The organism is Herpetosiphon sp. NSE202 (genome assembly GCF_042688385.1).
GTDB lineage: Bacteria > Chloroflexota > Chloroflexia > Chloroflexales > Herpetosiphonaceae > Herpetosiphon.
This window is the reverse complement of the sequence record NZ_JBHUPY010000013.1, coordinates 165,186-190,878: the sequence shown is the minus strand read 5'-3', so window position 1 is coordinate 190,878 and position 25,693 is coordinate 165,186. Positions and strand designations below refer to the sequence as shown.

Annotated in this window: 24 protein-coding genes and 2 riboswitches; of the genes, 3 read left to right on the top strand and 21 right to left on the bottom strand. The window is 51.5% G+C overall.

Annotated elements, in window-relative coordinates:
- Positions 1–31: 31 nt before the first annotated feature.
- The 19 genes from purH to ACFMKP_RS17175 form a co-directional block, all read right to left on the bottom strand.
- Entirely contained in the window at positions 32–1,552 is a 1,521-nt protein-coding gene (gene purH, locus ACFMKP_RS17265) for a bifunctional phosphoribosylaminoimidazolecarboxamide formyltransferase/IMP cyclohydrolase (RefSeq protein ID WP_382293513.1), read from the bottom strand.
- A gap of 38 nt (positions 1,553–1,590) precedes the next feature.
- A riboswitch (ZMP/ZTP riboswitch) is annotated at positions 1,591–1,676 on the bottom strand.
- A gap of 291 nt (positions 1,677–1,967) precedes the next feature.
- On the bottom strand, positions 1,968–3,437 hold the full coding sequence (gcvPB, locus tag ACFMKP_RS17260) for an aminomethyl-transferring glycine dehydrogenase subunit GcvPB (protein ID WP_382293511.1): 1,470 nt from the start codon (positions 3,435–3,437) through the stop codon (positions 1,968–1,970).
- A 4-nt stretch (positions 3,438–3,441) separates the two neighbouring features.
- Positions 3,442–4,773, bottom strand: a complete 1,332-nt coding sequence (gene gcvPA / locus ACFMKP_RS17255; RefSeq protein WP_382293509.1) for an aminomethyl-transferring glycine dehydrogenase subunit GcvPA — start codon at positions 4,771–4,773, stop codon at positions 3,442–3,444.
- Between the two features lie 319 nt (positions 4,774–5,092).
- Positions 5,093–5,482 (bottom strand): glycine cleavage system protein GcvH, encoded by a 390-nt coding sequence (gene gcvH, locus ACFMKP_RS17250; protein ID WP_382293507.1) that lies wholly within the window; start codon positions 5,480–5,482, stop codon positions 5,093–5,095.
- Between the two features lie 95 nt (positions 5,483–5,577).
- Positions 5,578–6,663, bottom strand: a complete 1,086-nt coding sequence (gcvT, locus tag ACFMKP_RS17245) for a glycine cleavage system aminomethyltransferase GcvT (RefSeq protein WP_382293505.1) — start codon at positions 6,661–6,663, stop codon at positions 5,578–5,580.
- Between the two features lie 20 nt (positions 6,664–6,683).
- A complete protein-coding gene (locus ACFMKP_RS17240; RefSeq protein WP_382293503.1) occupies positions 6,684–7,469 on the bottom strand; it encodes a biotin/lipoate A/B protein ligase family protein in 786 nt (261 codons plus the stop codon).
- Positions 7,470–7,512: 43 nt separating this feature from the next.
- A riboswitch (glycine riboswitch) is annotated at positions 7,513–7,604 on the bottom strand.
- A 160-nt stretch (positions 7,605–7,764) separates the two neighbouring features.
- A complete protein-coding gene (locus ACFMKP_RS17235; RefSeq protein ID WP_269083552.1) occupies positions 7,765–7,893 on the bottom strand; it encodes a hypothetical protein in 129 nt (42 codons plus the stop codon).
- 300 nt (positions 7,894–8,193) lie between these two features.
- Positions 8,194–8,760: an AMMECR1 domain-containing protein gene (locus tag ACFMKP_RS17230; RefSeq protein ID WP_382293501.1), complete on the bottom strand. Its 567-nt coding sequence runs from the start codon at positions 8,758–8,760 to the stop codon at positions 8,194–8,196.
- A 20-nt stretch (positions 8,761–8,780) separates the two neighbouring features.
- Positions 8,781–9,776, bottom strand: a complete 996-nt coding sequence (locus ACFMKP_RS17225) for a radical SAM protein (protein WP_382293499.1) — start codon at positions 9,774–9,776, stop codon at positions 8,781–8,783.
- A gap of 174 nt (positions 9,777–9,950) precedes the next feature.
- Positions 9,951–11,042, bottom strand: coding sequence for a sulfite oxidase (locus tag ACFMKP_RS17220; protein WP_382293498.1), 1,092 nt, complete (start codon positions 11,040–11,042; stop codon positions 9,951–9,953).
- 456 nt (positions 11,043–11,498) lie between these two features.
- The gene (locus tag ACFMKP_RS17215; RefSeq protein WP_382293496.1) at positions 11,499–12,767 is read right to left on the bottom strand and encodes a GAF domain-containing sensor histidine kinase; all 1,269 of its coding nucleotides are present in this window, start codon (positions 12,765–12,767) and stop codon (positions 11,499–11,501) included.
- 63 nt (positions 12,768–12,830) lie between these two features.
- Positions 12,831–13,238, bottom strand: coding sequence for an adenosylmethionine decarboxylase (speD, locus tag ACFMKP_RS17210; protein ID WP_382293494.1), 408 nt, complete (start codon positions 13,236–13,238; stop codon positions 12,831–12,833).
- Positions 13,235–14,077, bottom strand: a complete 843-nt coding sequence (locus ACFMKP_RS17205; protein WP_382293492.1) for a hypothetical protein — start codon at positions 14,075–14,077, stop codon at positions 13,235–13,237. The genes speD and ACFMKP_RS17205 overlap by 4 nt, the downstream gene beginning before the upstream one ends.
- A gap of 1 nt (position 14,078) precedes the next feature.
- Positions 14,079–14,303 carry a DUF350 domain-containing protein gene (locus tag ACFMKP_RS17200; RefSeq protein ID WP_201783484.1) on the bottom strand — a complete coding sequence of 75 codons (225 nt, stop codon included), beginning with the start codon at positions 14,301–14,303 and terminating at the stop codon, positions 14,079–14,081.
- Positions 14,304–14,347: 44 nt separating this feature from the next.
- Positions 14,348–14,722: a hypothetical protein gene (locus ACFMKP_RS17195; protein ID WP_054534191.1), complete on the bottom strand. Its 375-nt coding sequence runs from the start codon at positions 14,720–14,722 to the stop codon at positions 14,348–14,350.
- A 44-nt stretch (positions 14,723–14,766) separates the two neighbouring features.
- Positions 14,767–15,792, bottom strand: a complete 1,026-nt coding sequence (locus ACFMKP_RS17190; protein ID WP_382293490.1) for a lipid II:glycine glycyltransferase FemX — start codon at positions 15,790–15,792, stop codon at positions 14,767–14,769.
- Positions 15,792–18,245, bottom strand: a complete 2,454-nt coding sequence (locus ACFMKP_RS17185) for a hypothetical protein (RefSeq protein WP_382293488.1) — start codon at positions 18,243–18,245, stop codon at positions 15,792–15,794. Before ACFMKP_RS17185 ends, ACFMKP_RS17190 begins: the two co-directional genes overlap by 1 nt.
- A 126-nt stretch (positions 18,246–18,371) precedes the next feature.
- Positions 18,372–19,979 carry an ATP-binding protein gene (locus ACFMKP_RS17180; RefSeq protein WP_382293486.1) on the bottom strand — a complete coding sequence of 536 codons (1,608 nt, stop codon included), beginning with the start codon at positions 19,977–19,979 and terminating at the stop codon, positions 18,372–18,374.
- Positions 19,976–20,692, bottom strand: coding sequence for a response regulator transcription factor (locus ACFMKP_RS17175; RefSeq protein ID WP_382293484.1), 717 nt, complete (start codon positions 20,690–20,692; stop codon positions 19,976–19,978). Before ACFMKP_RS17175 ends, ACFMKP_RS17180 begins: the two co-directional genes overlap by 4 nt.
- Positions 20,693–20,722: 30 nt before the next feature.
- On the opposite strand from ACFMKP_RS17175, the gene ACFMKP_RS17170 reads away from it, so the two are divergent.
- The 3 genes from ACFMKP_RS17170 (at position 20,723) to ACFMKP_RS17160 (ending at position 23,159) form a co-directional block, all read left to right on the top strand.
- Positions 20,723–21,142 carry a PaaI family thioesterase gene (locus ACFMKP_RS17170; protein ID WP_382293482.1) on the top strand — a complete coding sequence of 140 codons (420 nt, stop codon included), beginning with the start codon at positions 20,723–20,725 and terminating at the stop codon, positions 21,140–21,142.
- Positions 21,143–21,262: 120 nt separating this feature from the next.
- Positions 21,263–21,967: an N-acyl homoserine lactonase family protein gene (locus ACFMKP_RS17165; protein ID WP_382293480.1), complete on the top strand. Its 705-nt coding sequence runs from the start codon at positions 21,263–21,265 to the stop codon at positions 21,965–21,967.
- Between the two features lie 322 nt (positions 21,968–22,289).
- A complete protein-coding gene (locus tag ACFMKP_RS17160) occupies positions 22,290–23,159 on the top strand; it encodes a hypothetical protein (RefSeq protein WP_382293478.1) in 870 nt (289 codons plus the stop codon).
- Positions 23,160–23,202: 43 nt separating this feature from the next.
- Here ACFMKP_RS17160 and ACFMKP_RS17155 read toward each other — a convergent pair whose 3' ends face one another.
- Together ACFMKP_RS17155 and ACFMKP_RS17150 are read right to left on the bottom strand one after the other, a co-directional pair.
- On the bottom strand, positions 23,203–23,898 hold the full coding sequence (locus ACFMKP_RS17155; RefSeq protein WP_382293476.1) for a haloacid dehalogenase type II: 696 nt from the start codon (positions 23,896–23,898) through the stop codon (positions 23,203–23,205).
- A gap of 67 nt (positions 23,899–23,965) precedes the next feature.
- Positions 23,966–25,690: an FHA domain-containing protein gene (locus ACFMKP_RS17150; protein ID WP_382293474.1), complete on the bottom strand. Its 1,725-nt coding sequence runs from the start codon at positions 25,688–25,690 to the stop codon at positions 23,966–23,968.
- Positions 25,691–25,693: the final 3 nt, after the last annotated feature.

Below are 25,693 nucleotides of genomic sequence, written 5' to 3'. Positions count from 1 at the left end.
CAAACCGACCAGCGCTGGCCCGTCGTTGATTTTAGTGCTTGAAGTGGCGCGTCGCAGTGAAGATCATTGCAATGCCTGCGGCGTTGGCAGCAGCAATTACTTCATCATCACCTTGCGAGCCACCAGGCTGCACAATCGCGCTCACGCCAGCCTCAATCGCCGCCTGAATGCCATCGGCTTTGGGGAAGAAGGCATCGGAAGCCAGCACGCTGCCCTTGGCCCGCTCGCCAGCTTTGCGAATCGCGGTCAACACCGAATCAACCCGCGATGGCTGACCAGCGCCCATGCCAACCAATTCTTCGTCTTGGACTAACACAATTGCATTCGATTTGACGCTGGCGCAAGCCTTCCAAGCAAATTGCAAGGCGGACAGTTGGTCGGCGCTAGGCGCTGTTTCGGTTACAACTCGCCAAGCATCCCAATCGTCATTGCCAACGCGATCAACATGCTGAGCCAAAATACCGCCGCCAATGCTGCGATATTCCCAATCGTTGCTGGCCGAACGGCTGGTATCGACGCTCAACAAGCGCAAATTGGGCTTTTCGGCCAAAATTGCCAAAGCTTCAGGGCTGAAGGCTGGGGCAATAATCACTTCGTAAAAATATTTTTTCAGCACATTCGCCAAAGCCTGATCAACCGGACGATTGACCCCGACAATGCCGCCAAAAGCCGAAAGCGGATCGCCCGCTCGTGCCGCTTTGTGCGCCGCCACCAAATCCTCTGCCGAAGCAAGGCCACATGGATTGGTGTGCTTGATGATCGCCACGGTTGGCTGATCGAAATTTTGAATCACTTGCAAGGTTGCATCTGCATCGAGCAAATTGTTGTAGGAAAGCTCTTTGCCTTGATGTTGCAGCGCTTGGGCCAAGGTGTTGGCGGCAGCATTCGGCGCGCGATAAAACGCCGCTGCTTGATGCGGATTTTCGCCATAGCGCAGCGATTGAGCCAATTCCCACGCCAAGGGCAATTGCTGCGGGAAGGTTTCAGTGGTCAAGTAGGCCGCAATCGCGCTATCGTAGGCCGCCGTGTGAGCAAAAGCCTTGGCAGCCAATTGGCGACGCAGTTCGGGGGTAATTTGCTGGTTGCGCAAGGCCTCTAAGACGCGTGGATAATCAGCAGGATCGATCACGATCAGCACATGAGCATGGTTTTTGGCCGAAGCGCGCACCATCGTTGGGCCACCAATGTCAATTTGCTCGATCGCTTCATCGAAAGTGACATCGGGCTTGGCAATGGTTTGGGCAAACGGATAGAGGTTGACGACCACCAAATCGATCAAGCCAATGTGATGCTCGCCTAATTGGGCAACGTGGGATGGTTTATCGCGGCGCGCCAAAATTCCAGCGTGCACGCCAGGATGCAATGTTTTGACCCGACCTTCCAAAATTTCGGGAAAGCCAGTCAAATCGCTAACGCTGCGCACTGGCACACCAGCACTCACCAAGGCCGATTTCGTGCCGCCAGTTGAAAATAATTCGATGCCCAAATCGCTCAAGCCCTGAGCAAAATCCGCCAACCCCGACTTGTCTGAAACACTGACAATAGCTCGCATGAACCAAAGCTCCATTCGCGGTGTACATAGGGCGAAAAACCCTTTGCCCAGGCGAGCGGCATCTGCGCAAATCGGCTCCCCCGTGGTTGCCCACGTTTGTGTGTCGCCAGTCACCGATTCAAGCGCCATTATAGCCGCGCCCCGCTTGGAGTGCAAAGAATAGAGAGCAAAGAACCAGAACCGAAGGATGAAGGATGAATTATGAGGGAAGAAGGTTATGGGCTTTTGGCGATAGGCTATGGGCAAAGAAAACATCATCACCATAATCTGTAGAATCTGTGGCGAAAAACGTTCTTCGCGATCTTCGTGTCCTTCGCGGTTTCCGTCCTGCGGCGTTAGGCTATCGGAACAATTTGAAGCTAATCAAACAATTCCGATAGCCAATAGTCAGCAGCCTAGAGCCAAACTGCGGGGTTTATTTGCTGAGCAAGGCCTCAATCGCCGCTTGATCGTATTTCAGAATTGGGCGGCGAGCAGCGGTTGCTTCATCGAGGCGACGCACTGGCGCGGTGGTTGGCGCGGCATGCAATAGCTCGGGGCTTTCGACCGCCTCAAGCGCAATTTGCTTCATGGCATCAATAAAGGCATCCAAGTTGCGCTTCGATTCGGTTTCAGTTGGCTCGATCATAATCGATTCAGCCACGCTGATTGGGAAATAGACTGTTGGTGGGTGAAAACCAAAGTCGATTAAGCGCTTGGCAATATCCAAGGTATGCACGCTTGGCGCGCCCTTGATTTTGCCTTGAAACACAACTTCGTGCATACAAGTGCGATCATACGCTACAGGATAGATTTTATCCAAGTTGACACGCAGATAGTTGGCGTTCAACACGGCGTGCTCACTGACCGAGCGCAAGCCAGCAGCGCTAAGCATGCGAATGTAGGTGTAGGCACGCACGAACATGCCGAAGTTGCCCTTGAAGGCTTTCAGGCGGCCAATGCTCTTGGCTGGCGTGTGGCGAGTATATTGGCCATCTTTGAGCGCCACGATTGGGCCTGGTAGATAATCGGCCAAAAACTCTTTACAACCAACAGCACCACAGCCAGGTCCGCCACCGCCGTGAGGCGTGGTGAAGGTTTTGTGTAAGTTATAGTGCATAAAGTCGAAGCCAACATCGCCTGGCTTGACGATGCCCAAAATCGCGTTGAAATTCGCGCCGTCGCCATACATCAAGCCGCCAGCTTCATGCACAATTTTGGCAACTTCGTGCACATGTTCATCAAACAAGCCCAAGGTATTGGGGTTGGTCAGCATCAAGCCAGCGGTGCGTGGCCCAACTTTGGCCCGCAGATCAGCCAAATCAACATTGCCCCGGCTGTCGGTAGCAATTTCGACCACTTTGAAGCCGACCATTGCCGCCGTCGCTGGATTCGTGCCGTGCGCCGAATTGGGGCACAACACTTCGTCGCGCTGATCGTCGCCACGGTCAAGGTGATAGGCACGGAACACCAAAATGCCGGCAAATTCGCCTTGCGCACCAGCTGCTGGCTGCAAACAAACTTGATCGAAGCCCGAAATTTCGGCCAAAATATCTTGCAATTCATAGGTCAATTGCAAGGCACCTTGGACGGTTTCTTCTGCTTGCAAGGGGTGGATGAAGGCAAAACCTGGCAAGCGGGCAGCATCTTCGTGAATTTTGGGATTGTACTTCATCGTACACGAGCCAAGCGGATACATGCCCGTGTCGATGCAGAAGTTGCGCTGTGAGATGCGAGTAAAGTGGCGTACCACCTCGGTTTCGCTAATCTCGGGCAAACCTGCTAAATCGTCGTCGCGCAGCAAATGGGCTGGCAACTCGGTTTCGGGCACGCCAGCGTCGGGCAGGGCTGCGCCAATTTTACCGGGGCTGCTCAATTCAAAAATTGGTGGTTCGTAGGTATGCATTGGCTTAGCCTCCCAACACTGCGACGAGCTGATCGATATCGTTTTTCGTATTTTGCTCGGTGACACAGATCAGCATTGCATTATCCAAGTGTGGATAATCCTTGCTCACATCGTAGCCGCCGATAATGCCTTGGGCGTGTAAGGCTTGGGTAATTTCCGCCACAGGCCGAGGGCAGCGCACCACAAATTCGTGGAAGAATGGCCCTTGCTCAAGCACTTCGTAGCCATCAAGTTGGCCAATTGCTTTGGCGGCGTAATGAGCGCGTTGGTAGCACAGCTCAGCAACTTTGCGCAAGCCTGTTTTGCCCATCAACGAGGTGTAAATCGTGGCGGCGAGCGCCATCAAGCCTTGGTTGGTACAAATATTCGAGGTCGCTTTTTCGCGCCGAATATGCTGCTCGCGGGTTTGCAGAGTCAATACATAGCCCAATTGGCCGTTGAGGTCGGTGGTTACGCCAACCAAACGCCCAGCCATGCGCCGCAAAAGCTTTTCGGTGCAGCTAAATACGCCAACGTATGGCCCGCCAAAGCTGAGCGGAATGCCCAACGGCTGGCCTTCCATCACCGCAATATCAGCGCCAACCATGCCTGGAGTTTGGAACAAGCCCAAAGCAATTGGGTTGGTAACCATCAACAAGAGTGCACCAGCAGCGTGAATTTGCTCGGCGACAGGCTTCAAATCGTGTAGCACGCCCAAGAAATCAGGCGATTGCACAATAAACACGGCGGTTTCGTTATCGACTAAGGCCGCAGCATCAGCCACGCTCGCAGCTGGATTTTCGTCGCCAGTGATCGTTACATCCAAACCTTGGGTATAGCTGCGCAACACGCCGCGATATTGCGGATGCACCGACGGAGCCACCACAATTTTGCGCCGATTGCGAGTTGCATTAATCGCCATAATTGCGCCTTCAGCCATGGCCGTTGCTCCATCGTAGTGCGAAGCGTTGGCGGCATCCATTTGCAACAAGCCACACATCAGCGATTGATATTCAAAAATCGCTTGCAAGGTGCCTTGCGAAATTTCGGGCTGGTAAGGCGTGTAGGCAGTGTAGAACTCCGAGCGACGCAACAACGAATCGACTGCGGCTGGAATAAAGTGGTTGTAGGCTCCCGCGCCCAAGAAACAGCTATAGTTCAGCACATCGCTGTTTTTGCTGCTCAAGCGGCGTAATTCGCGGGCCATTTCACCTTCGGCAAGCGCGGCGGGCAGATCGAGCGTTGGAAACCGAAGATCAGCGGGCACATCGACAAAGAGATCGGCGACATCGGCAACGCCAATCGCCTTCAGCATCTCAGCGCGTTCGCTTTCGGTAATCGAAATGTAGTGACTCATATAACCTCTGACAAGGATGAAGGATGAAGGATGAAGGATGAAACCTAAACCTTTAACCTTGCAATCCATGGTTTACGAATTTATATTTTGGCTTGGGTTTCCCCTTACCTTAGAAAGGGGAGCGGGGCTAGCTTTCAAGGGTCGGTATTAAGATCCCCTCACCCCAACCCCTCTCCCGTGGCGCGGGCGAGGGGCTTTAATACCGTGGTTCTCCCCAATTTCTTGGTAAAAAACGGTCGGCTCCCCCTCGCCCACGTTTCAGTGGGAGAGGGGGCTGGGGGGTGAGGGAACGCAAATTCCTGACCCCTGACCCCGACTTCTACTTATCCGCTTCTTCTTTGATAAATTGTTCGTAATCGGCGGCGCTCAGCAAATCGCTTGGCTTGGTGGTAAATTCAAATTTGGCCAACCAGCCATCACCATACGGATCTTCGTTGACCAATTCTGGCGCGTCGATCACAGCGTTGTTGATTTCAGCCACGCTGCCGCTAAGCGGTGCGTAAATTTCTGAAACCGCCTTGACCGATTCAACAGTGCCAAACGATTCGCCAGTTTCAAACGTCTTGCCAACATCGGGCAATTCCACAAATACCACATCACCAAGTTGGCTTTGGGCAAAATGGCTGATGCCAACGGTTGCTGTGTTGCCATCGATCCGCACCCATTCGTGTTCTTTGGTATACAGCAAGTCACTTGGTACATTGGACATGTGGTGGTCCTCCTTCAATAACGCCAAAACAGCACAATCAGCATAGATTGTTGGGCGCTACTATCAACCAAAGCGGCTATTTATGCAAGAGCAAGCTATTTTTTGTAGCGTGCTTTGTAGAATGGCGTTTTGACGATACTGGCGCGCACTGGCTTATCGCGAATCAGCACATCGACTTCAGCGCCAACTTTCACCGTGCCTGCCTTGACCAAGGCATAGGCCAGATTTTTGCCCAAGCTTGGGCTGGGCATGCCTGTCGTCACCACGCCCAATTCGCTGCCATCAAGCGCCAAAACTGGGTAGCCTTGGCGGGCAATCCCGCGTCCGGTCATTTCTAGGCCAATCAAGGTGCGAGCAGCGCCATTGGCCTTAATATCTTGTAAGGCTTCCGAGCCGATAAATGGGCCTTTATCGAGCTTTACCACCCAACCCAATTTAGCTTCATACGGGTTAATATCGCGATCGATTTCATGGCCATACAGCGCCAAACCTGGCTCAAAACGCAGACTATCGCGCGCGCCCAAGCCAATTGGCGTAGCGCCAGCTTCCAACAAGCGATCCCAGATCCGTTCAATTTCGCTAGCAGGCAAAAACAACTCGAAGCCATCTTCGCCAGTGTAGCCAGTGCGCGAAATATAGCCAGCAGCTCCATCAACCGTAGCCTTGGTGATGCCATGGAAGGCCAAATTGACCACATCTGCATCGGTTAAGCCAGCCAACAAGCTTTCGGCTTTTGGCCCTTGCAGCGCGATCATCGCTAATTCTTGCGAGCGATCAGTCAGTACCACATCGTAGCCAGCAGTATGTTGATTGAGCCAAGCCCAATCTTTTTCGGCGTTGCCAGCGTTGGCCACGACCATCCATTCGTCGGGACCAAGGTGGTAGGTAAAAATATCATCAACAATCCCGCCATCTTCGTAGCACATAATTCCATAATCGGATTGGCCGATGGCAGTTTTGCTAATATCAAAGGTATCGATTAGTTGGATGAAGCGTTCGCTATCGGGGCCAGTGACCCAAAAGCGCGCCATATGGCTAATATCAAACAGCCCAGCGCCTTCGCGGGTTGCCTTATGTTCAGCAATAATTCCGGCGTATTGGACTGGCATATCCCAGCCGCCAAACTCGACCATTCTGGCTCCAAGGGCGCGATGGCGAGCGTTGAGTGGTGTTTGTTTCATCAAAAAACCTCATAAATCACTTAGCGTCGTTGTAACCATGCAGGGTTGCTATAGCGTTCGTGGCGCAAACGCTCAGCACTAGCCTGCTCTTGATCAGTCAGTTGGTCTGGTTGCAATGTTATGTTGAAGGCACTCGCGAAGCCTGCAACAATCGCTTGGTGGGCCTCGTCAAAGCTAATGGGCCGTTGAGCTGCTTCGTCGAGCGCAATTAAGCGTTCGGCCAACGCCGTAGCATCAAGCTCAGCTGGCAGATGTAAAACCTTGCTTAATTGCTGGTGATCGGCGTGGAGCAGCACCGTGCCATGTTGCAACATTGCGCCACGAGTGCGGGTTTGGGCGCTGCCAACCAATTTACGCCCAGCCACAGTCAGCTCAAAATCGCTTGGGGTATCGAAGCAGGCGGCAGATTTTGGTGCATCACTTGCGCCGCTAGCCCAATCAACGCTACTGACCAATTGGCGCAAACCAACCAATAAGCCATGGCTGATTGTACGATAGGTGCTTAAAACACGACCCCCAAGCAACGGGTTGCTGTTGGGGGCAGTAATGGAATAAGTTAATTCAGCATCGTGTAAAATCGCGCGTCCGCCGGTAGGTCGGCGCACAATCTCGATTTGGGCTTGCTCGCAGGCAGCTACATTAACATCGCTATAGGGCTGAAATGCGCCGATTGAGAGGCAGGCAGGCTGCCAACGGTAGATGCGCAGGGTAGGGTAGGCTGATTGATTGGCATGCAGCGCCAACGCATGATCAATTGCCATATTGGTTGCGCCATCGGCGGCGGCTGAAACAATATAACGCCACATGAGCACATCGCTTAAATAAAAAAAGAGATCGCGACATAAAAAATGCCTGATCTCTGTCCATTGACCTGAGAGATTCCTTGCGTTGCAAGTTACTCCATCGGTGCAAGTAAATGCTTGCTCTCCAGAGCGCTGTCGAGACACGGTGTTGGAGCCTGAAAGATTCATCAACGGGTTGGCTACCCGTAATTTGCTTCGTCGGCGATCCCATTGGGATACTCTTCCGCGTCCTTCATTCAGCGATATAGGGTTGTAGCAGTAGTATACGCCGCTGTGAGTATTTGGTCAATTGACATACTTATTGGTTTGAGGCCTGATTTACGTCGAATTGCACATCGCTTGGTTCGCTAAAGTTGCGCAAGCCGATGATCACTGGAGCTATAGCACAGCAGAGCAACATAAATGCCCAGAACACGACAGTCAACATACCAAGGCGCTCCTCAAATAAAAAGTTCAAGTATCAAGTGAGTTTATGCTTAGTTTCACACAGCGTTGTGCAATGCAAGTGATATGCCATCAATCACGATTTTAGAAGTCAATTTTTCGCTAGGCGCAGTTTCAAGTATGCTGCTTGCTACGGCCCAGCACAATAGCTGTTTCAGCATGGCCAACCCATGACCTTTGCCGAGCAAGTTGATCACCACCAGTTTTAGCTGCGGCCTAGTACGATGACGGCTGCTAGATTATATGCTGCTTTGACAAATCTGCAAATTAGAGTGGTCGTTGCTTAGCTGACAGTTAGCTGATAATTACCTGATAACTCAATAATTCGCCTAACCTGAAAGCGTTCAAGGGTTGCAGGCGTATCCAATGTAAGCTGAGCCCGTTGATAAGCAAGTTGACGTTGTTGCTCAAAGGTCGTAATGCCGCTCGCGTTGGGCAACACCACACCCTGATTGCGCCCGCGCACGACGCGCAAACCAGCAATGTTTGGGTCATGGGCATCAATATTTTTCAGCAAGGCTAGATGCTCAACCACATCCACAACGTAGCTCAACTGCTCAAGCTCATCAATCATGACTGGGCTAAAACGGGGGTCGTTCACAGCAGCGGCAATCGCGGTATAAATCACTTCTTTGGCCAGCGACGATTGTTTGGGGCGCACATGGCCAACGCAACCGCGCAGTTTGCCAGCCTTGATCAAGCTCACATAGATCCCGTATGGCTCGCGCTGCTCAACGGGCAACGGATCAGGCACCGCCACAATTTCTGCTTCGCGAATAAAGCAATTCACCGCTTGCCGAGCCAAAAGAATTAACGGATCGTGGACGCTGACTGCTGCTTGTTTGGGCATCGGCAAGCTCCTAAGCTCGTTTAGTCATTTAATTTATTGCGTTTGAAGAGCGATGAGCGAATATAGACTTCGCTGCCACAGTTTTCGCAATGGCTTTCGTCAACTCCAACCACCCGCGGCTGGCCATCAAAACGCTCGATCACTGCCCATTCGCATTTGGGGCAGCGCGTGGTTTCGGTTGGTTGCGCGCCATAGACAAACGGCAAGTCCAAGCCTTGCGCCACTTTACGCACCGAGGTTGCAGCGTTGGTATCGGCATCGCGACTGGGAATAATCCGCCAAGGAATCATGCCATTGAATTTGCGCTTAATCCAGCGCGCAATGCCCTCGATTTCAGCAGTGCTATCATTCACACCAGTAACAATTGGCGTGGTTATTTCAAGATGACAACCCCAGCGTTTGACCGCATGTTCAGCTCCAGCAAAAATCCCTTGCCATTGCTCAACCCCGGTTAATGCTTTGTAGCTAGTATCGCTCAGACCATAAACCGTCAACATCAGGCCATCAATATAGGGCGCAAGCTGATCGATCGCTGGTTTCGACCAAAAACCATTGGTCACCATGCCGGTCATACGGCTGGTCGAGCGTGCCAAGCGGGCAGTTTCCAACACATGCTCAAAATTCATGGTTGGCTCGTTATAGGCCCAAACCACGCCTCTGGTCATGCGTTCTTGTGAAAAGCCCACCACCCGTTCAGGATCGATCGAGCGTTGTTTGGCGGGATCGTCGGGAATATGCGCGTGATAGGCGACATCGTGGTGGGCAGGAAACGACGTGCCCCAGCCGCCAATCGCAAACACGCTCGCGCCAGGAAAAAAATGGCGAAAGCCATAATCCTCAACTGGGCCAATTGTTGCTGCTGAAACTAAACCATGGTTATGGGCAATAATTGCCTGATCTTGGCGCTGGCGCACACCACAACGACCCCATTCACCATCAGCGAGTAGACAGCGCCATTGACATACCTCGCAGCGCAATCCTTGCGCCGAGCGTGACACGAGTGTTGTTTCGTGCATGAAAGATTTCCTCGTTGCCCTACGTGTCGCGTCTTCTACACAGCCGTGATGACGCTCGATTTGCTTCTGCAACTATAGTACCACGCGCTGATAGGAATTCGGTTGATTTAACCGCATTTAGAGCAGCAATTTTAGCGATCATCGCTGGCATTCGTGCGAGCGATGATCGTTGGCTTAGCAAACTGATAGGTCGAGGCGTTGGATGGCATTATGATGATAGCCTTTGACATTCCACGCTGGCTGATCAGGCTGTTGCTGACCAAGCGTATCGGTCGCACGCACCCAGCATTCATAGTCGCCAGCAGCCAGTTCTAGCTCAGCTTGCCAGCGGCTCCAGCAGCCAAGTTTTGGCTCGTCAATCAAGCTAGCAGTTTGCCAATGCTGACCTTGATCAAACGAAATTTCGACCCGCTCAATCAGCGCTTGACCGCCAGTAATTGCATACCCCGCAAGGGTGATGGCACCAGCAGCCAAGGCTTGTTCGGGCGCTGGTTGGCAAACCACCGCATTGACTGGCAATTCGTGCAACATCGGGGCTTCGTGCCATGCTTCAGGCTCATTGCTTTGGGCCAAACGATAGGCGCGACGTTGAAAATAGTTATGCGATGGCTCGGCACTGAATTCAAGCGAACGCAACCATTTGATGCTGCGCGCGCCTACAATCCCTGGAATAACCAAGCGCAACGGGCCGCCATGCAGCGCTGGCAAGGCTTCGCCGTTCATGGTATAGGCCAATAAGGCATGCTCAATCATCGGCTCGTCAAGCGGAATCGAGCCACCAAAGCCAAAGCTTTGGCCATGGCGCTCCACCTGATCGTAGCTCACACCCAGCAAATGCTTGGCCGCAGGCTGAATGGCGCAGCGCTCAAGCAAAGCCCGCAACGGCGCTCCGCCCCATGTCGCCGTGCTTAGGCCATTCGCCCCCCACGGCAATTCGCCATAAATCGCTTTGTAGGCGTGCATTTCTTGGCGGCGATTACCAGCGCACTGCAAGGTTGCAACTTGCTCAACATAGGGCAATTGCTGTTTAATTTCGCCAACGCTAATACTCCATGGCTCGTCAATTAAGCCATGAATTGTAATGCTCGTTGTTTCAGGATCAAGCGTTGGAACCGTGCCATGAGTGCGCACAAAAAATTGGCTATTTGGCTGAATATAGGCATCGACTAGCTCATCCAAGGGCGTTCCAGCGTTCAACGGCTCGGCCTGCACCACCTGCATTGTGGCACTTTTGGCAGCAGCAAACACAGACTGACTATCTCGCATCGAAATCACTCCTTTCTAGGGGATGTTGATGGCAACATCCATGAACAACACTGTTCTTTGCAATTAACTAAGGCTAGATTTTCTCTGCAACGGAGGGATGAAATCGATGCAGCGCTTGCGAGTATAGCATAAATCAGCTTCCCTCACCCCGATCCTTCTGAAAGCGGGCGAGGGGCGTTAACACCGTGGTTCTTGCATAATTCATTGGTGAGACCGGCGCTCCCCCTCGCCCGCGTTGAGTGGGAGAGGGGGTTGGCTTTCAAGGGTCGGTTGTGAAGATCCCCTCACCCCAACCCCTCTCCCGTGGCGCGGGCGAGGAGCTTTAACGCAATGGTTCTTGCATAGACCGGTGCTCCCCCTCGCCCGCGTTGAGTGGGAGAGGGGGCTGGGGGGTGAGGGAACTTTCTCGCCCGCGTTGAGTGGGAGAGGGGCTGGGGGGTGAGGGAAGCTTTTCTTTTAGGCGGTTTGGGATTGAGGAAGCTCGGCGCTGACTTTCAACGGCAAGTAGACAGTAAAATGACTGCCAATGCCAGGGTTACTGCTGAAGGTAATATCGCCGCCAAGCAACAATGCCAAACGCTTACTAATTGCTAAGCTCAAGCCAGTGCTTGGGTGATTGCTAAAACTTTTGCTGGCGCGTAACGGCTCCTGAAATAAGAGCGCCTGTTGTTCGGGAGTCATGCCAATGCCCGTATCGAGCACGTGAAAGGCCAAAAATGGCTGTTCGTTGCGCATTTCTTCCATCACTTCGATCCGCACCGAGCCATCGTGGGTAAATTTAGCAGCATTGCCGACCACGTTGACGAGAATTTGGCGCACCAAGCGATTATCGCTCCAGAAAACACATTGGCGGGTGGCAATTTGCACATGGAACGAATTGTGGTTGCGCACCATCAGCGGCCCGACAATCACATTCAATTGATCAATCAGCGGCCCCAAACATACTTCTTCCGAATGCACAGCAAGTTGACCATGCTCAATCTTGGCCAAATCGATCATATCGTCGATTAAGGCCAACAGCTGGGCGCTAGTTTCTTGAATGTGATGCGCAGTTGGCTCTAATTCAGCAACTCCAGCCTCAAGCAATTGCTCAGCCAATAATTGACTATCGGTCATAATTGTCTGAATTGGCTTGTGCAATTGCTGGCTCATTTTGGCAAGCAACGGTGTTTTGCTCGGCACTTGTGGATCGTTGGTGAGGTTTGATTGAAATACATCGTGGGGCAAGGTTGTGAGCTGTTGCACTTGGCGAAACAGCTCAAATTGATGGCTAAGCTGGCGCGCAATTAATTGCAAACTCTCAAGTTGTTGGGCGCTAAGCTGGCGCTCTTGATGATCGATCACCGCAATACAGCCAAGCGCAAAGCCTTGCTGGGTAATAATCGGCATGCCAGCATAAAACTGAAAGCCTTGCTGAACCAGCGGATGATGGCCGAACTTATGCGCCAAACTGGACCGATCATAGACAACGAGATCGCGCTCAATAATTGTTTGGGCACAACATGAATATTTACGTGGAATGGTTTTGAGCTGGCTGCCAAACGCCGCCTTAACATACTGATATTTATGGTCGATCAACGAGATAATTGCAATTGGCGTAGCACAAAACAATGCAGCCAAACGCACTAATTCATCAAACTCGTGGATATAGGGGCGCGCCAGCAAACCATAACTTTGCAGGGCAGCAAGCCGTTGGGCTTCATTGGTAGGATATTGAGTACGCATGGCGGCTCCTCGCTAAAATCAAGATCGCTGGGCAATAAGGGATACTACGATCTTGACATAGCGTTAAGCCAGTGTCGAGGGGGCTGTTTGGGTGACTTCGCTGATAGTACGGTCTATAAGCTGAGAATGGACATTTGTCGCATGCAGTGCAGCAACGAGCACCGCTAGTGAAGCTTCAGGTTGGCATTGATCACCACAGGTAAAACAATCCCAGAAGGCCGCTCCATGTTCAGGATAGGTGTGCAACGAGGCATGGCTTTCGCCTAACACCGCCACGATGGTAACACCTTGGGGCGTGAATTGATGGGCCACAATTTCGAGCACTGTGGCATTAGTCGCAGCTGCTGCGCGCATCACAATCGTTTGCAGCAAAGCGCGATCGTTGAGGATTGCTGCTGAGCAGCCACCTAAATTTGCAAGTAGGTGTCGCCCAGCAGCGGGATAGGTTGGATCTTGGATGAAATTGCTCATGAATTGTATTGCCAGCGCGGTGCGCCTTCAACTCCGTCAGCATTCCAGGCATTAAACCAATCATCCATCAATGCGCTCAGACAGGCCCGAAAAACTGCTTCTGCTTGCAGAATATGGCTTTGGCCACGGGCTGCAAACCAAGCCAGTTGAACGAACGCGCCTAAATCATTGACATCGGTCGGCGTTAGACCATCGGTATTTTCGTTCGACCACCAATCGCGAATCACCCGATCAAGCACGACTTCGACGGCAATCTTGCGAAAATTGGCTGGAGTGTTGGGCGGTAGTTGGTTCACTGCATCGTTGGCAAAGCGCACATGTTGGGTCAGCAAAATCACAGTTGACGGTGGAAGCCGGCCATAACCAGAAGCCTTGAGCACCTCGTTTTTGCGTGATGCAGCATAGATGCCAGCCCCGATTGCTGTGCCTGCGCCAGCCAAGCCAATTGCTTTGGCAAAGCTTGAATTACTGAACATCAGTGCGCCAAGCGCTCCCATTATCAACCAGGTGATGATATAGGAAACAATCGACATATCTGCATCGAAAAAGGCAATCGCGATGACATTAACGATGAAATGCGCCAAAAACCAGCCACCAATTGCTAAAAAGCTAGCAAAGCCACTCATCCAGCGCTTGATGATAAAATAGGCTGCAATACCAACAATAACCATCATAATCACAAGAAATACTGGCATGCCACCAGTAAGCACGCGACTAGAGCGGCCAAAAATGATATTGCCTAGCAACAACGATAGAAAACTGGCAATAGCCCCACCCAAGCCAAGACTAAGCGTATAGATGCCGAAGCGTTGCCAAAATGGTTGGGTTTGTGTATCCATGTTAGGTTGCCACTGCCATAATTACAATTGCGGCCAAGGCAATTGTTACCGCAGCCATTTGAATTGCTGCCGCAACATTGCCACGTTTAATCTCTTCCCGATAATCAATCGGATCAAGCAAATCGTAAAGGCGCGCACCACCGTAAAAAATCAAAACACTGACGAGTGTCCAACCAATTGAGGCGGCAATTCGGCCCAACAGGGGCAAAATGGTTTCAGAGGACATGCATGCTCCTTAACTATCAAGAGGGCTTTATCCAGCATGAGTGCTTAGTATTTACCTGGTGGGCCTGGATCGCCTGGTGCATTCCAATTGGCGAGCCAATCTTCCATCAATCCGGTCAAGACCGCCCGAAAAACCGGTGCGCCCTGATTTTCAAGATCGTTGCCAGCAAGGGTTGCCGCCAGCTGTACAAACGAACGTAAATCGGCCACGTCATCAGGCAATAGCCCAGAGACGTTTTCATTTTCGCGCCAGTCGCGCAACACAATCCCCAAAATGATTTCGGTTGCTGCGGCCCGCGTGCCATGGCCAGCGTGGTTGGGCAACGCAGTGACAACTTGACCAGCAACGGTTTGGGCTAAGCCCGCAACCAATTGGGCGGTGTCTGGCGGAATCCGGCCAAAACGTGGCGGTTGAGTCATTAAGCCTCCTCGGAAGCACTAAAAGGCATCCTCACACCAATTAGCTATGCCAATTCGCGCACTGCTCGAATAATAACATCAGCTAATTGTTCGGTGAAATAATAATCATATGCACCAATCAAGGCGATTGCTTGGCCACCAAAGGCCCGTTTGAAGCGCGAAAAGCCAGCAAACGGATGATGGGGATCGCCAGTTGGTTCAAATCCATAAAAATCGTAACAGCGACAGCCCAAATGCTTGGCATGTTGAATCGCAGCCCATTGCAAGGCATAGCCCGCCATTTGCTCACGCAGTTGGTTGCTAATGCCACCATATTGATAAACCGCTCGCTGCCCATAGGTAACCAACAACATAGTTCCCAAGGTTTGGCCAGCATATTCGGCAAATAACAAATGGGCATGGCCTAGCGGGGCAAGCGTCGCCAACAGATCGTTGAAATGATCAATCGGCTCAACATAGAAATCGTCGCGCTCGCCAGCCTCGTCCATCAAGCGATAAAACAAAGGAATATCAGCCACATCATGCGAGATGCGAACTGTCACACCACGCCGCGCCGCCAAGCGAATGTTGTAGCGGCCTTTTGGTTTCATCGCTGCCAGCAAGCTTTGCTCGTCAGGCTGCAAATCCAAATAGAGCGTTTCGCGAGCCAGAATATCAACTGGCGCACGCCGCCAATCACGCAGCAAATTGGGTGCTGGGCGTTCCAGCCGTGGCTCAATCCGCAAACCAATTGCCCCATATTCAGCAGCATGCTGTTCGGCAGCTTCGCGCAATAAGCGCAAGCCTTGACGCGCCAATACTTGATCGTGCCATGGCAAAATTGGTCCATCAGCAGCAATTAAATTGCTGCCAACGCCGCTTTGGGCAGGAATCGTGCACAGCATGCCGCCAATTAATTGCTCAGCATCAAACAAGCCAAAATGCACAACCTGCAAGTCGCGTTGCTGTTTGAATTGGCTCCAAGCAAGGCTTTGCATCACACCACCAGCAGGGTTGGCTTGCACTAAAGCCTCCCACTGCTGGCCCAGCTCGCTGGCAATCGTTAATTGGGGCAGAATCGCAACCTGCATTATTTCAAGCTCTGCAAAAACTTCTTGGCTGCATTGTCTTGTTTTGGCAATGAGCTAAGTTGATCGTTCAAGACCTGAATCAACTGCTCAGTCCGCGCAATATCATCGTTGGTGCGGCGCAATGCTTCGTCAACCCGAATTTCGGTTGTGCCATACTCGACAATATCGCTTGGCCCATAGCTACGTTGAATCGAGGTATACTCGTTTTTATCCGACGTTAGCGAGCTGAGATCGATCCTGACGCTGGCCAAATCGGCCTCGATCCGCTTTTTGATTGCTGCATAATCAGTTGTTTGCTTGCTCAAAAACGGAATCAAGACTTTGGTGCGAAACTCATCGGGATACGGCTCGCTCAGCGGTTGGGTTAAGGCGCTATCGCTGAACCAACCAGTTTTGTTGAGATAGGCCTTGCTGCCATCGGGCTGCTCTAAGACTGCAAACGTGCCTTCAGCATTCATCCAAACGCTGGAGAATAATTGAAAGCCACCAGACGTTGGGGCAACCCGAATCGCAGGCTGATTAGCAGGAATCGAACCCAAGCTTTTGATTGCTTGATCAAGCGTGCCACGGGTTTGCACAATGTTGTTTAATTCGGCTTCATCATCGTTGCGCCATGGCACAAAACCCGCCCAACTGACCCAATCGATCCAATCTTGTTTGGCTTTGACGCTGCCATCAAGCCCGCGGCGCTGGCGATCAAGCTCGCGATGAGTGCGCCAAACCAAGGCTTCGTCGCGTTGTAAAAACACAATCGGCAAGCCATCTTCTGCATCAACCACGGTCATAACTTGGTCGGCAAGCAACAGATACGATTGATCGGTCAGGCTGATCACAACTTCGCCATTGGCCAAAATATCGGTTTCTGGGGTCAGGCGATAAAGCGCATCGCCTTCGTTGGGATCTTCGCTTGGGCGTTGATTGCGATTGTAGTTGCGATACGAACTGCCACCGTAATATGAGCCATAGTAGCGATAGCGCCGGGTTGGATAGGCCGAGCCATATTCGTCAATTACGCTGCCGCGCCCATAGGTGCCGCTCGAAAAGCCGCGCCCTTCAACGGTTGAAGGCGGCGCTTGCACCACATCATAGGGCGAGCTGGTGCGCACCATCGATTGGCTGGAGGTTGCACCCGAACCAGGAGAAGGATCACCTTTAGCGTAGGTTGTATCGGGGTGCAGCAAGTTGGCCAAAATAATCACCAGCGCAATCACCGAAACGATGCGTAAGCCCCGGCTGAGCAACAATTGCGGGTTTTCCCATGTGCGCTGAAGGTGGCGGCGTAGCAAGCGCAATTCGGCCACCAATTTGCGTGGCAACTCGCGGCTGCGGCGCAACAAGGCCTCAACCAAGCGCCGCAGATCGAGCGAATTCAGAAAGCGCAATGGGTTGGCAATAAATTCACTGACCATACTGCGGGTTTGTTCGGCGCGCAAGGCTGGCATCACCTGCACAACTTGCTCAAAGACTTGGCTTTCATCAAGCCCTTGATCGGCCTGCAACGCTTGCTGAACTGCGTTTGGCATCAGGGTTGCGCTGGTATGCGGCTTGGGCAGCGGCGCTGGATCATGCACAAAATCAAGTGAAGTCCAATCGGTGCCACTGGCTTCATCCCAGGTTGGCGCGAATAAGCTATGCAACAGCGCATCGCTGGCCAGTTTGGTTGGTTGGGCAGTGGTGCGTTTTTCGGCCAGCGCGGAAGGGAAGGCAAAGGCTCGTTTAAGCTGCTCGCTATCGTGCAAAAACTCGCGTGGCTCAGCCAACGACAAATGATCAAACTCACGCGGACGGAACGCTTTACGGCTGCCAACGAAAAAGCCCCAATCATCGCCATAGCCAGCCTCAGTAAACGAAGGCAACGAAAAGCGATAGGGCTTGGGATTCAAATTGGCAGTCCGAATACTGTTGTAAATCATCCAATAGGCGACTGGCGTTTGCGATGGCGAAGCTGCATTGACTGCGATAACACCCTGAGGATGCAAAATATAGGCCAATTGCTGATACCAATCGATGCTCTGCAAACGAGCACCAACCTGATCGCGTGGCACAGTAAAATCACAAATGATTAAATCGTATTCATCAGCTGCTTGTGCTGCCTGATCAACAAATTGAACCGCATCGCAGATATGGATTTTGAGGCGAGGGTTGGTCATGGCATGCTGATTCAGCTCAGGCCATTCATTTTGAGCCAAATCAAGGATGGTCGGGTCATAATCGACCAAATCGATCTGCTTAATGGCTGAGGATTTAAGCAATTCGCGGGCAACAAAGCCATCGCCACCACCACAAATCAACGCTCGGAGTTGGCGTTTGGGGCGGCGTGCTTGGGCTAATGCGAGCGCAGGCAAGGCCAAAAGCTCGTGGTACACCCCTTCATCACGGCTATCAAACTGCAAATCGCCGTCAATATAGACGGCAAGGGATTGATCGGAGCGTTGATCAAGGACAATGGTCATGGTTGTTCTCCATACAACGGGTTTGCTGGGGTTGGTACGTGGAATGCTCACTATAGGTTACAGAGTTCTAGGCAGCATGTCAATATACAACGCCGCTATTGGCCAGAACTATAGGCATATAGGAGTCTAGGAAATGCTCGTAAGCATTGGTTTCGAGGCTTTGGGGAAACAAATGCAAAAGCTGGTGCCAACGCCTAGCTGGCTTTCAACCGCCACCGAGCCACCCATGGCTTCGCTTAATTCTTTAACCAAGGCTAGGCCTAAACCAGCACCTTGATGCTGTTCGTTGGCCTGATCGTTGGCGCGATAAAAGCGCTGCCAAATTGAATCAAGCTCGGCGGGGTCGATGCCAGCACCAGTATCACGCACATAGATCTCAATCTGGTCGCCATGATTCAGGGCTTGCACCACCACCAAGCCCCCAGGCGGGGTATAGCGCAAGGCATTATGCAGCAAATTACGCAAAATTTGCTCAAAGCGTTGGGGATCAATCAGTGCTTGATCAAGCTCGGCGGCACACTCTGCCAGCACATCAACCCGCGATTGCCGCCACGCCAAAGGCTGCACGGTTTGGACAATCCGATTAATTAAAGGAGCAAGATCATGGGCTTCGCGGTTGAGGGTCAAACGGCTAACTTCGCTGGCCGAAAGCAAAAACAAATCTTCAATCAATTGCTGTAAGCGCAGAGTTTCGCGCTCCATCACCAGCAAATCGCGCTGAATCTGGGGCGTTAATCCTTGTTCTGCGTGTAAGCTCGATTCAAGGTAGCCGCGCATGGTCGCCACGGGGGTGCGCAATTCATGCGAAACGCTGGCAACCAAGGCCCGCCGGTCATCGAGCAAGCCAGCAACGCGATCGCGCTCGGTTTTCAGGGCATTAACGGTTGTATCGAGTTGTTCGGCCATGGCATTGAAATTGGCTTGCAGCTGGGCAATCTCATCATTGCCATGCACCACAATTCGCGAGCTATAATCGCCATTGCGCAGTGCAGTTGTCGCCATTGCCAAGGCCTCAATCCGCCGCATAACCCGCCGAATCAGCATATACGAAAGAATCATCGCCACTGGCAAAAAGATAAACAGGCCGACAATCATCAGCGCACCATAGATCGAACCTAGCAACGAATATTGCACGACATTTTCAATCAAGAATGTGGTTGAATTATCGGAGTTCGCCAACTCATTGCCACGCATATAAATCGAAAGCCCGGCCACGGTAACCCCAAAAATCACCATCAAGACAAAAACAATGGTTAATTGATCATGGGTCAACGTCCACAGCAACGAACGTTTACGCAAGCGATTCCACCAACGCCAAAACCACATTAAGCAACGGGTTCCAATAAATGTTACATTGTGGATGCTAAAAAAGAGCAGCATATCGGGAAACGCTATATAAAATTCATCCTGCCATGCACTCATGGGACGTGAAAGTTCATACCACGAAACAAAACTCCCAAGCAGGGTCAAGCTGATCAGCGCAAGCACAAATGCAGCAAGCTCGAGCAGTAATTTGCGCCAAAATCCACCTTCGGTGAAAGCCAAACTCAAGCCAAACACCACAGCGCTAATGCCAATAATAAAAAAGCCGCCATTCATCAAGACATATACATCAACGGGTAGCCACTCAACAAGCAACAATAGGCTACCTAAGAAGATGCTGTTGAAGAGCAGCATGTACAGCCAAGCCCGCCACAGCCCTGCATGTGCATACCAACGCAACCAATACTTCATCGTGGTGCTTCCGCTTGTAAACGATAACCAAGGCCCCAAACCGTTTCAATCGCATCGCCAAAATCAGCCAGCTTTTTGCGCAAACGCAGCATCGCATTATCGACCGAACGGTCGCCGCCAACATAGCTTTGGCCCCAAATTGTATCGAGCAAATAGTTGCGGCTAAATGCGCGGCCTGGGTTGCGCAACAATAAATCGAGAATCGCAAACTCAGTTGGCGTAAGATCCAACTCCTGCTGGCGTAAAGCAACGGTATGCAAATGCGGATCAAGCACCAATTCGCCATAGCGCAAAACTTCGGTTGCTGGTTGCACATCGGCATGCAACAGCTGCTGAATCCGCTGGTCGCGGCGCAACAACGCTCGCACGCGGGCAATCAGCTCGCGCATGCCAAATGGCTTGGTCAAATAATCATCAGCACCAAGCTCCAAACCCACCACCAAATCGGTTTCTTCGCTGCGTGCCGTTAACATCAGCACAGGCGTAGATTTGGTTTGGCGAATCGTGCGCAAGACCTCTAGGCCATCAAGCTGCGGCAACATCCAATCTAAAATAACCAAATCTGGTTGATGTTGCTGGTGTAAATTGAGGCCTGTGCGGCCATCGGCAGCATGCCAAACCCGATAGCCCAAATTATTGAGTTCGCGCACCAACACATCTGCCAAATCGACAGCATCTTCGATTACCAAAATTGTCGGCACATGCTCAGCCATCGCCAAATCCTTCTGCTATGTGAGGTTTCAATGAGTGACGATTTAACCGCCATTGGGCAACAAATTCTTGCCAGCCAACCCTTCAGCCAACTGCTCAAAGCCCAGATTCGTGAGTTTCGCCAAGGCTATGCCGAATTAATGCTTCCGATTAGCCCTGAGCTAATCCAACAATTTGGCTTTGTTCATGGCGGCGTGCTTAGCTATGCCGCCGATAACGCCCTGACCTTTGCTGGTGGCTCGGTGCTTGGCATGCAGGTCGTAACTGCTGAATATAAAATTAATTATGTCAAACCAGCTCAAGGCCACGAATTAATTGCCAAGGCCAGTGTTTTGAGCAGCGGCAGTTGCCAAGCAGTCTGCCACTGTTTGGTCTATTGTCGAGACGATCAGGCCGAACACTTAGTTGCAATCGCCCAAGGCACAATTATCACGCTCAGCAGCAAACGCTAGCCCATACTATACCGAGAATTAGGCAGCCCCGTCAATTCAAGCATTGACAAACAATAGCACATTTGGTCTAATATTCTTCGTGATCAATAGGATTGAGCACTTTTTGCGAAGGGAACTGTGATGATGAGCCAAAATACGCCACAGCGGTTATACCTGATGCAGGTTGGCGATATGCCGGAATATCAGATTCCAATCGTCTGTTACTTGGTACAAACCAGCGCTGGCCAGAATATCCTGATCGACACTGGGTTGCCTGAGCTTATCCCAGCAGAAGCAGCAGATTTTGCGAATGGGCAAGATGTAATTGCGCAATTGGCGAGCATTGGCCTCCAGCCAGCTGATATTGATACGATCATTTCAACTCATTATGATATTGACCATGCTGGCAGGCATGCGCACTTCCCCAAGGCCCAATACATTGTGCAACGAGCGCATCACCTCGATGCCCAAAACAATCCACGCTTTGCGGCCAATCGCGGGCAATGGGAGCAAGCAAACGAACGGATTCGCTTAGTTGATGGCGATACCGAGCTGCTGCCCGGATTAGAACTGATTGAAACCAGCGGCCATGTGCCTGGCCATCAATCGGTGCTGGTGCGACTGCCACAAACTGGAGCAGTGCTCTTGCCAATTGATGCTGTGCCATTCAGCGCCGACTTTATTAATGATAAAGCTGATGCAGACAATCCCGATGCAGCAGCGATTCAAGCCAGTACGATCAAGCTGCTTGATCTGGTTGAGCAGGAGCAAATTGAGCTCGTAATTTTTGGCCACGATAATCAGCAATGGCAAAGCCTTAAAACACTGCCAGATTTTTATGCCTAAATCGCCCCGAATCTGCATAGCCCAAACCACGCAACCTCAAATCTGCTAATTCAACAAGTGCCCGCATCCATTTTTTCTACGCTGATGGAGGCGGGTAGCTCTTCCCCAACACTCATTTAAACTCAGCACAGATTTTCTATTCTCAAATCAGCATAACCAACAAAGTTTTAGTGGCTTGAAAAAGCCAAATTATCGCTCATCAACATAAAAACATGATATAGATAGCAACATGCAAAATACCTAAATTTGCTATAATAGCACCATTAATTTCAGGCTGTAACAGCATGAACCCGAGGGTAAGAGTCCTTGAAAAAGGAAAACCATGACCGAACAAGTAAATGGATCAACCGCCAACGATAGTTTTATCGAGGTCGCCGAAATAATCCGCATTCGGCATAAGCGCGCTTTCGAGGATGCAATGCGCGATGGGAAAAAGCCGAAAACGAATAGCTCGCCATTTTCTCAACAAGCAATTTGGAGTGAGTTTCCAGTTTATAAGCGGCTGCTCGAAAAACGGGCCAAAATTACGGTTCCCGAGGCAATTGTACGTGGGATCGCTGTCCTTTTAAAATGTAATATCAGCGAGCGGAATATGTTATTAGGGGCTGCTGGCTATAAATTAGATCCTGAAGTGCTGACTGGCATTGCCCTTCAACAACACCTTGATCGCTACCGAAACATTGTCCATAAGCTTACTATTCCAGCATTTATTCTTAATCATGTTTGGGATATTTTAGAAGTCAATCAAGTTATGGATCGCTTGTTTCAACAGTATATGGATAGCTTTAGCAGTATTCCCAAAGCTGATCGCAACATTCTTAATTTAATGTTTGATCCGCATTATGGGTTTAAACAATTATTCAGTCTTGATCTTGTGCAATGGCAATTAATGACACAGAGTTATATTTATAATTTCAGGCATGCAACCAAGGGTTTTGAGCTTGAGGAATGGTATCAAGCAAAAATCAATTATCTCAATCAATTTAGTGATTTTAAGCTCATTTGGCAGCAGGTTGAGGCTAATTTATATAAAGAATACGATCCATCATTAACCTATTTTACCAGCCAATTTTTTGGCTTTCGCTCAATTTATCTCAGTGAATCAGAAAAATTTGCCTATCCACGAATTAATGCCTACATTAGCGACGATCTCAATGCTCAAGTAGTGCTCTTTTCGGCAACAGCCCAATAAAGCAATGCCAGCACGCTTAAGCATAAACGTGCTGGCACTTTATTTAGCAACCCAAGGCATCGGCCAAGGCGGCCAAGCTTGGCACAACTAAATCGGGCTGGGCTTCGGCAACAGGCGTTGCACCAAAGCCAGGCTTGGCATGGCGGCGATTGACCCAAACCGTATTGAGGCCAAGCTGATTGGCGGGCACAATATCGTGGAACAAGCTTTGCGCTACATGCAAAATCGCGCTTTGCGGCAAGGCTAAGCGTTCAAAGGCGCGCTGAAAATTATTCAACGCAGGTTTGTACGATTGCACTTGTTGGGCGGTGATAATCCAATCGAATTTCAGGCCCAAGCGTTGCTCCGAAGCTGCAAACAAATCATCATCAACATTCGAGATGATCGCTAATTTATAGCGTTGCTGCAAGCGTTGCAAGGCTGCTGGCGAATCGGCAAAGGCTGGCCATTGCTTGACCGACAAGCCAAATTCGCGACATTCTTCGCTAGTTGGCGTAAAACCCAAACGCTGGCCAAGTTGCTCGAGCACGGTTGCAACCACGGTTTTATAGGCTAAATACGGCCCTGCTTCGAGCGCACTTTCAAGCTCGCCATATAGTTGCAAAGATGCTTCTTGTTCGATATTAACGCCATAGCGAGCAAAAATTGGCGCAAGCGCCGCCCACAACCCTGTTTCCCAATCGATCAAGGTGCCATAACAATCAAAGGTTAGCACCTGAAATTGAGCTGGATTCAACATCAAAATTCTCCAAATATAAAAAACCCGCGCTTATCAACACCGATAAGCGCGGGCCATTGATTTACAATTAATGCAAATGCAAGGTTACAACAACTTTGCCAAATTGCAGTTGATCGCCGTGGTTAACTGGGGCTGGCGCATGGGGAGCCAATTTTTGGCCGTTAACTTTTGAATAGTTGGTGCTATTCAAATCTTCCAGCGTCCAATTGCCGCCAGTGTTGTGCAAACGCGCGTGCTGCCGACTCACGCCGCCACCTTCGCCGCCGTGGTTGGTCAAATCGACCTCAGGGTAGATGCCGCTAATTGGGTCTTCACGACCAATCACATACACTTGCTTATCAGTTGGCAGATTGAGCACCACTTGGCTGCCAGCGACCACTAAATGCGGCGTAACTGGCGCTGCTGGCGCAACTGGTGTTGGAGCCGACCATGCTGGCGCTGGTTCTGGCGTAGCTGGCGTTGGCGCTGCCCATGCTGGCGTTGCTTCAACCGCTGGAGCAGGCACGGCCACCGGTTCGGCTGGAGCAACTGGCGCTGGCGCTGGTTCACTAGGAGCAGCCGCTGCAACCGTTGGCGCATCGTAGGTGTTGACTGGAGCCGATGGAATTGGCGGAGCAACAGGCGCAGCAGGCGCGACAGGAGCGCCGCCGCGCAAGGCGGCCAATTCAGCTTCGGCTTCGGCCAAGGCATGCTTGCTTTCTTCCAAGCCAGCTGCGATGTGGGTGGGCAAGGCGCGGCCAGCATAGCGCGCTGACATTTGCTCGAACATCGCCAAGTTATCTTGGTGTTCGGCAATTGCCGTTTCTAAGCGCTCGACTTCAGCTGGGTCGGGCAAGGCCGCAGCTTGGGCAGCCTCGGCAGCGGCTTCAGCAGCAGCTTTGGCGGCAGCTTGGGCTTGATCAAAGGCGACAAGTGCGGCTTGAGCTTCGGCCAAACTGGTCTTGGTTTCTTCAATTCCAGCGGCAATGTGGGCAGGCAAGGCACGGCCAGCATAGCGCGCTGACATTTGCTCAAACATCACCAAATTATCTTCTTGTTCGATAATCGCTGCTTCGAGCGCCGTTCGTTCGGCGGATACGGCCTCAGCGTCAACTGCCGGAGCAGTTTCGACGGCTGGTTGTTCGCTGGCAGCCACCGCTGGCTCATCTTCGTACATTGGTTCTTCAGGTGCGATCAGCACTGGCGCAGCCTCAGCCACCGGAGACTCGAATGGTTCTTCGGCAACAACAGGCGCAGCTTCTGCGACAGGAGCAGCAACCGGCTCTTCGGTTGCAGCCACAACTGGCTCGGACTCGTTGCTTGGCGCTGAAAATGGTTGTTGTTCTTCAATTGGCACAGTTGGCAACTCCTCATCGGGCGCAACATTGGTTAATTCGGCTAAACTTGGCTCGGCAGCTTGTACTGCTGGCACGCCATCTGGTGGCGTAACCGCTTCGCTCGCGCTTGGCGCAGGCGTTGCAACTGGCGCAACATCGACCCCAACGGCCACCGCTGGAGCCTCAAGCGAAGCCCCACATTGATCGCAGTAGCGATCGCCTGGTTGATTAATATAGCCACATTCACGACAGTTGAGTGAACTTGCCGCTGGCTCCGCTTGGGCTGGTGGAGCAGGAGGAGCTTGATCGGCTGGTACAAACATTGTTGGGGCATCATAGCTTTGATCATTATGCAAATTGGGAACTGCCCCAACTTGGGTCGCTTCTTGACTCATTGCAGGATCAAGCCGGGCACCACAATATTCACAAAAACGGTTGCTGCCATCATTCGTATGTCCACAGCTTGGACACTTCATACT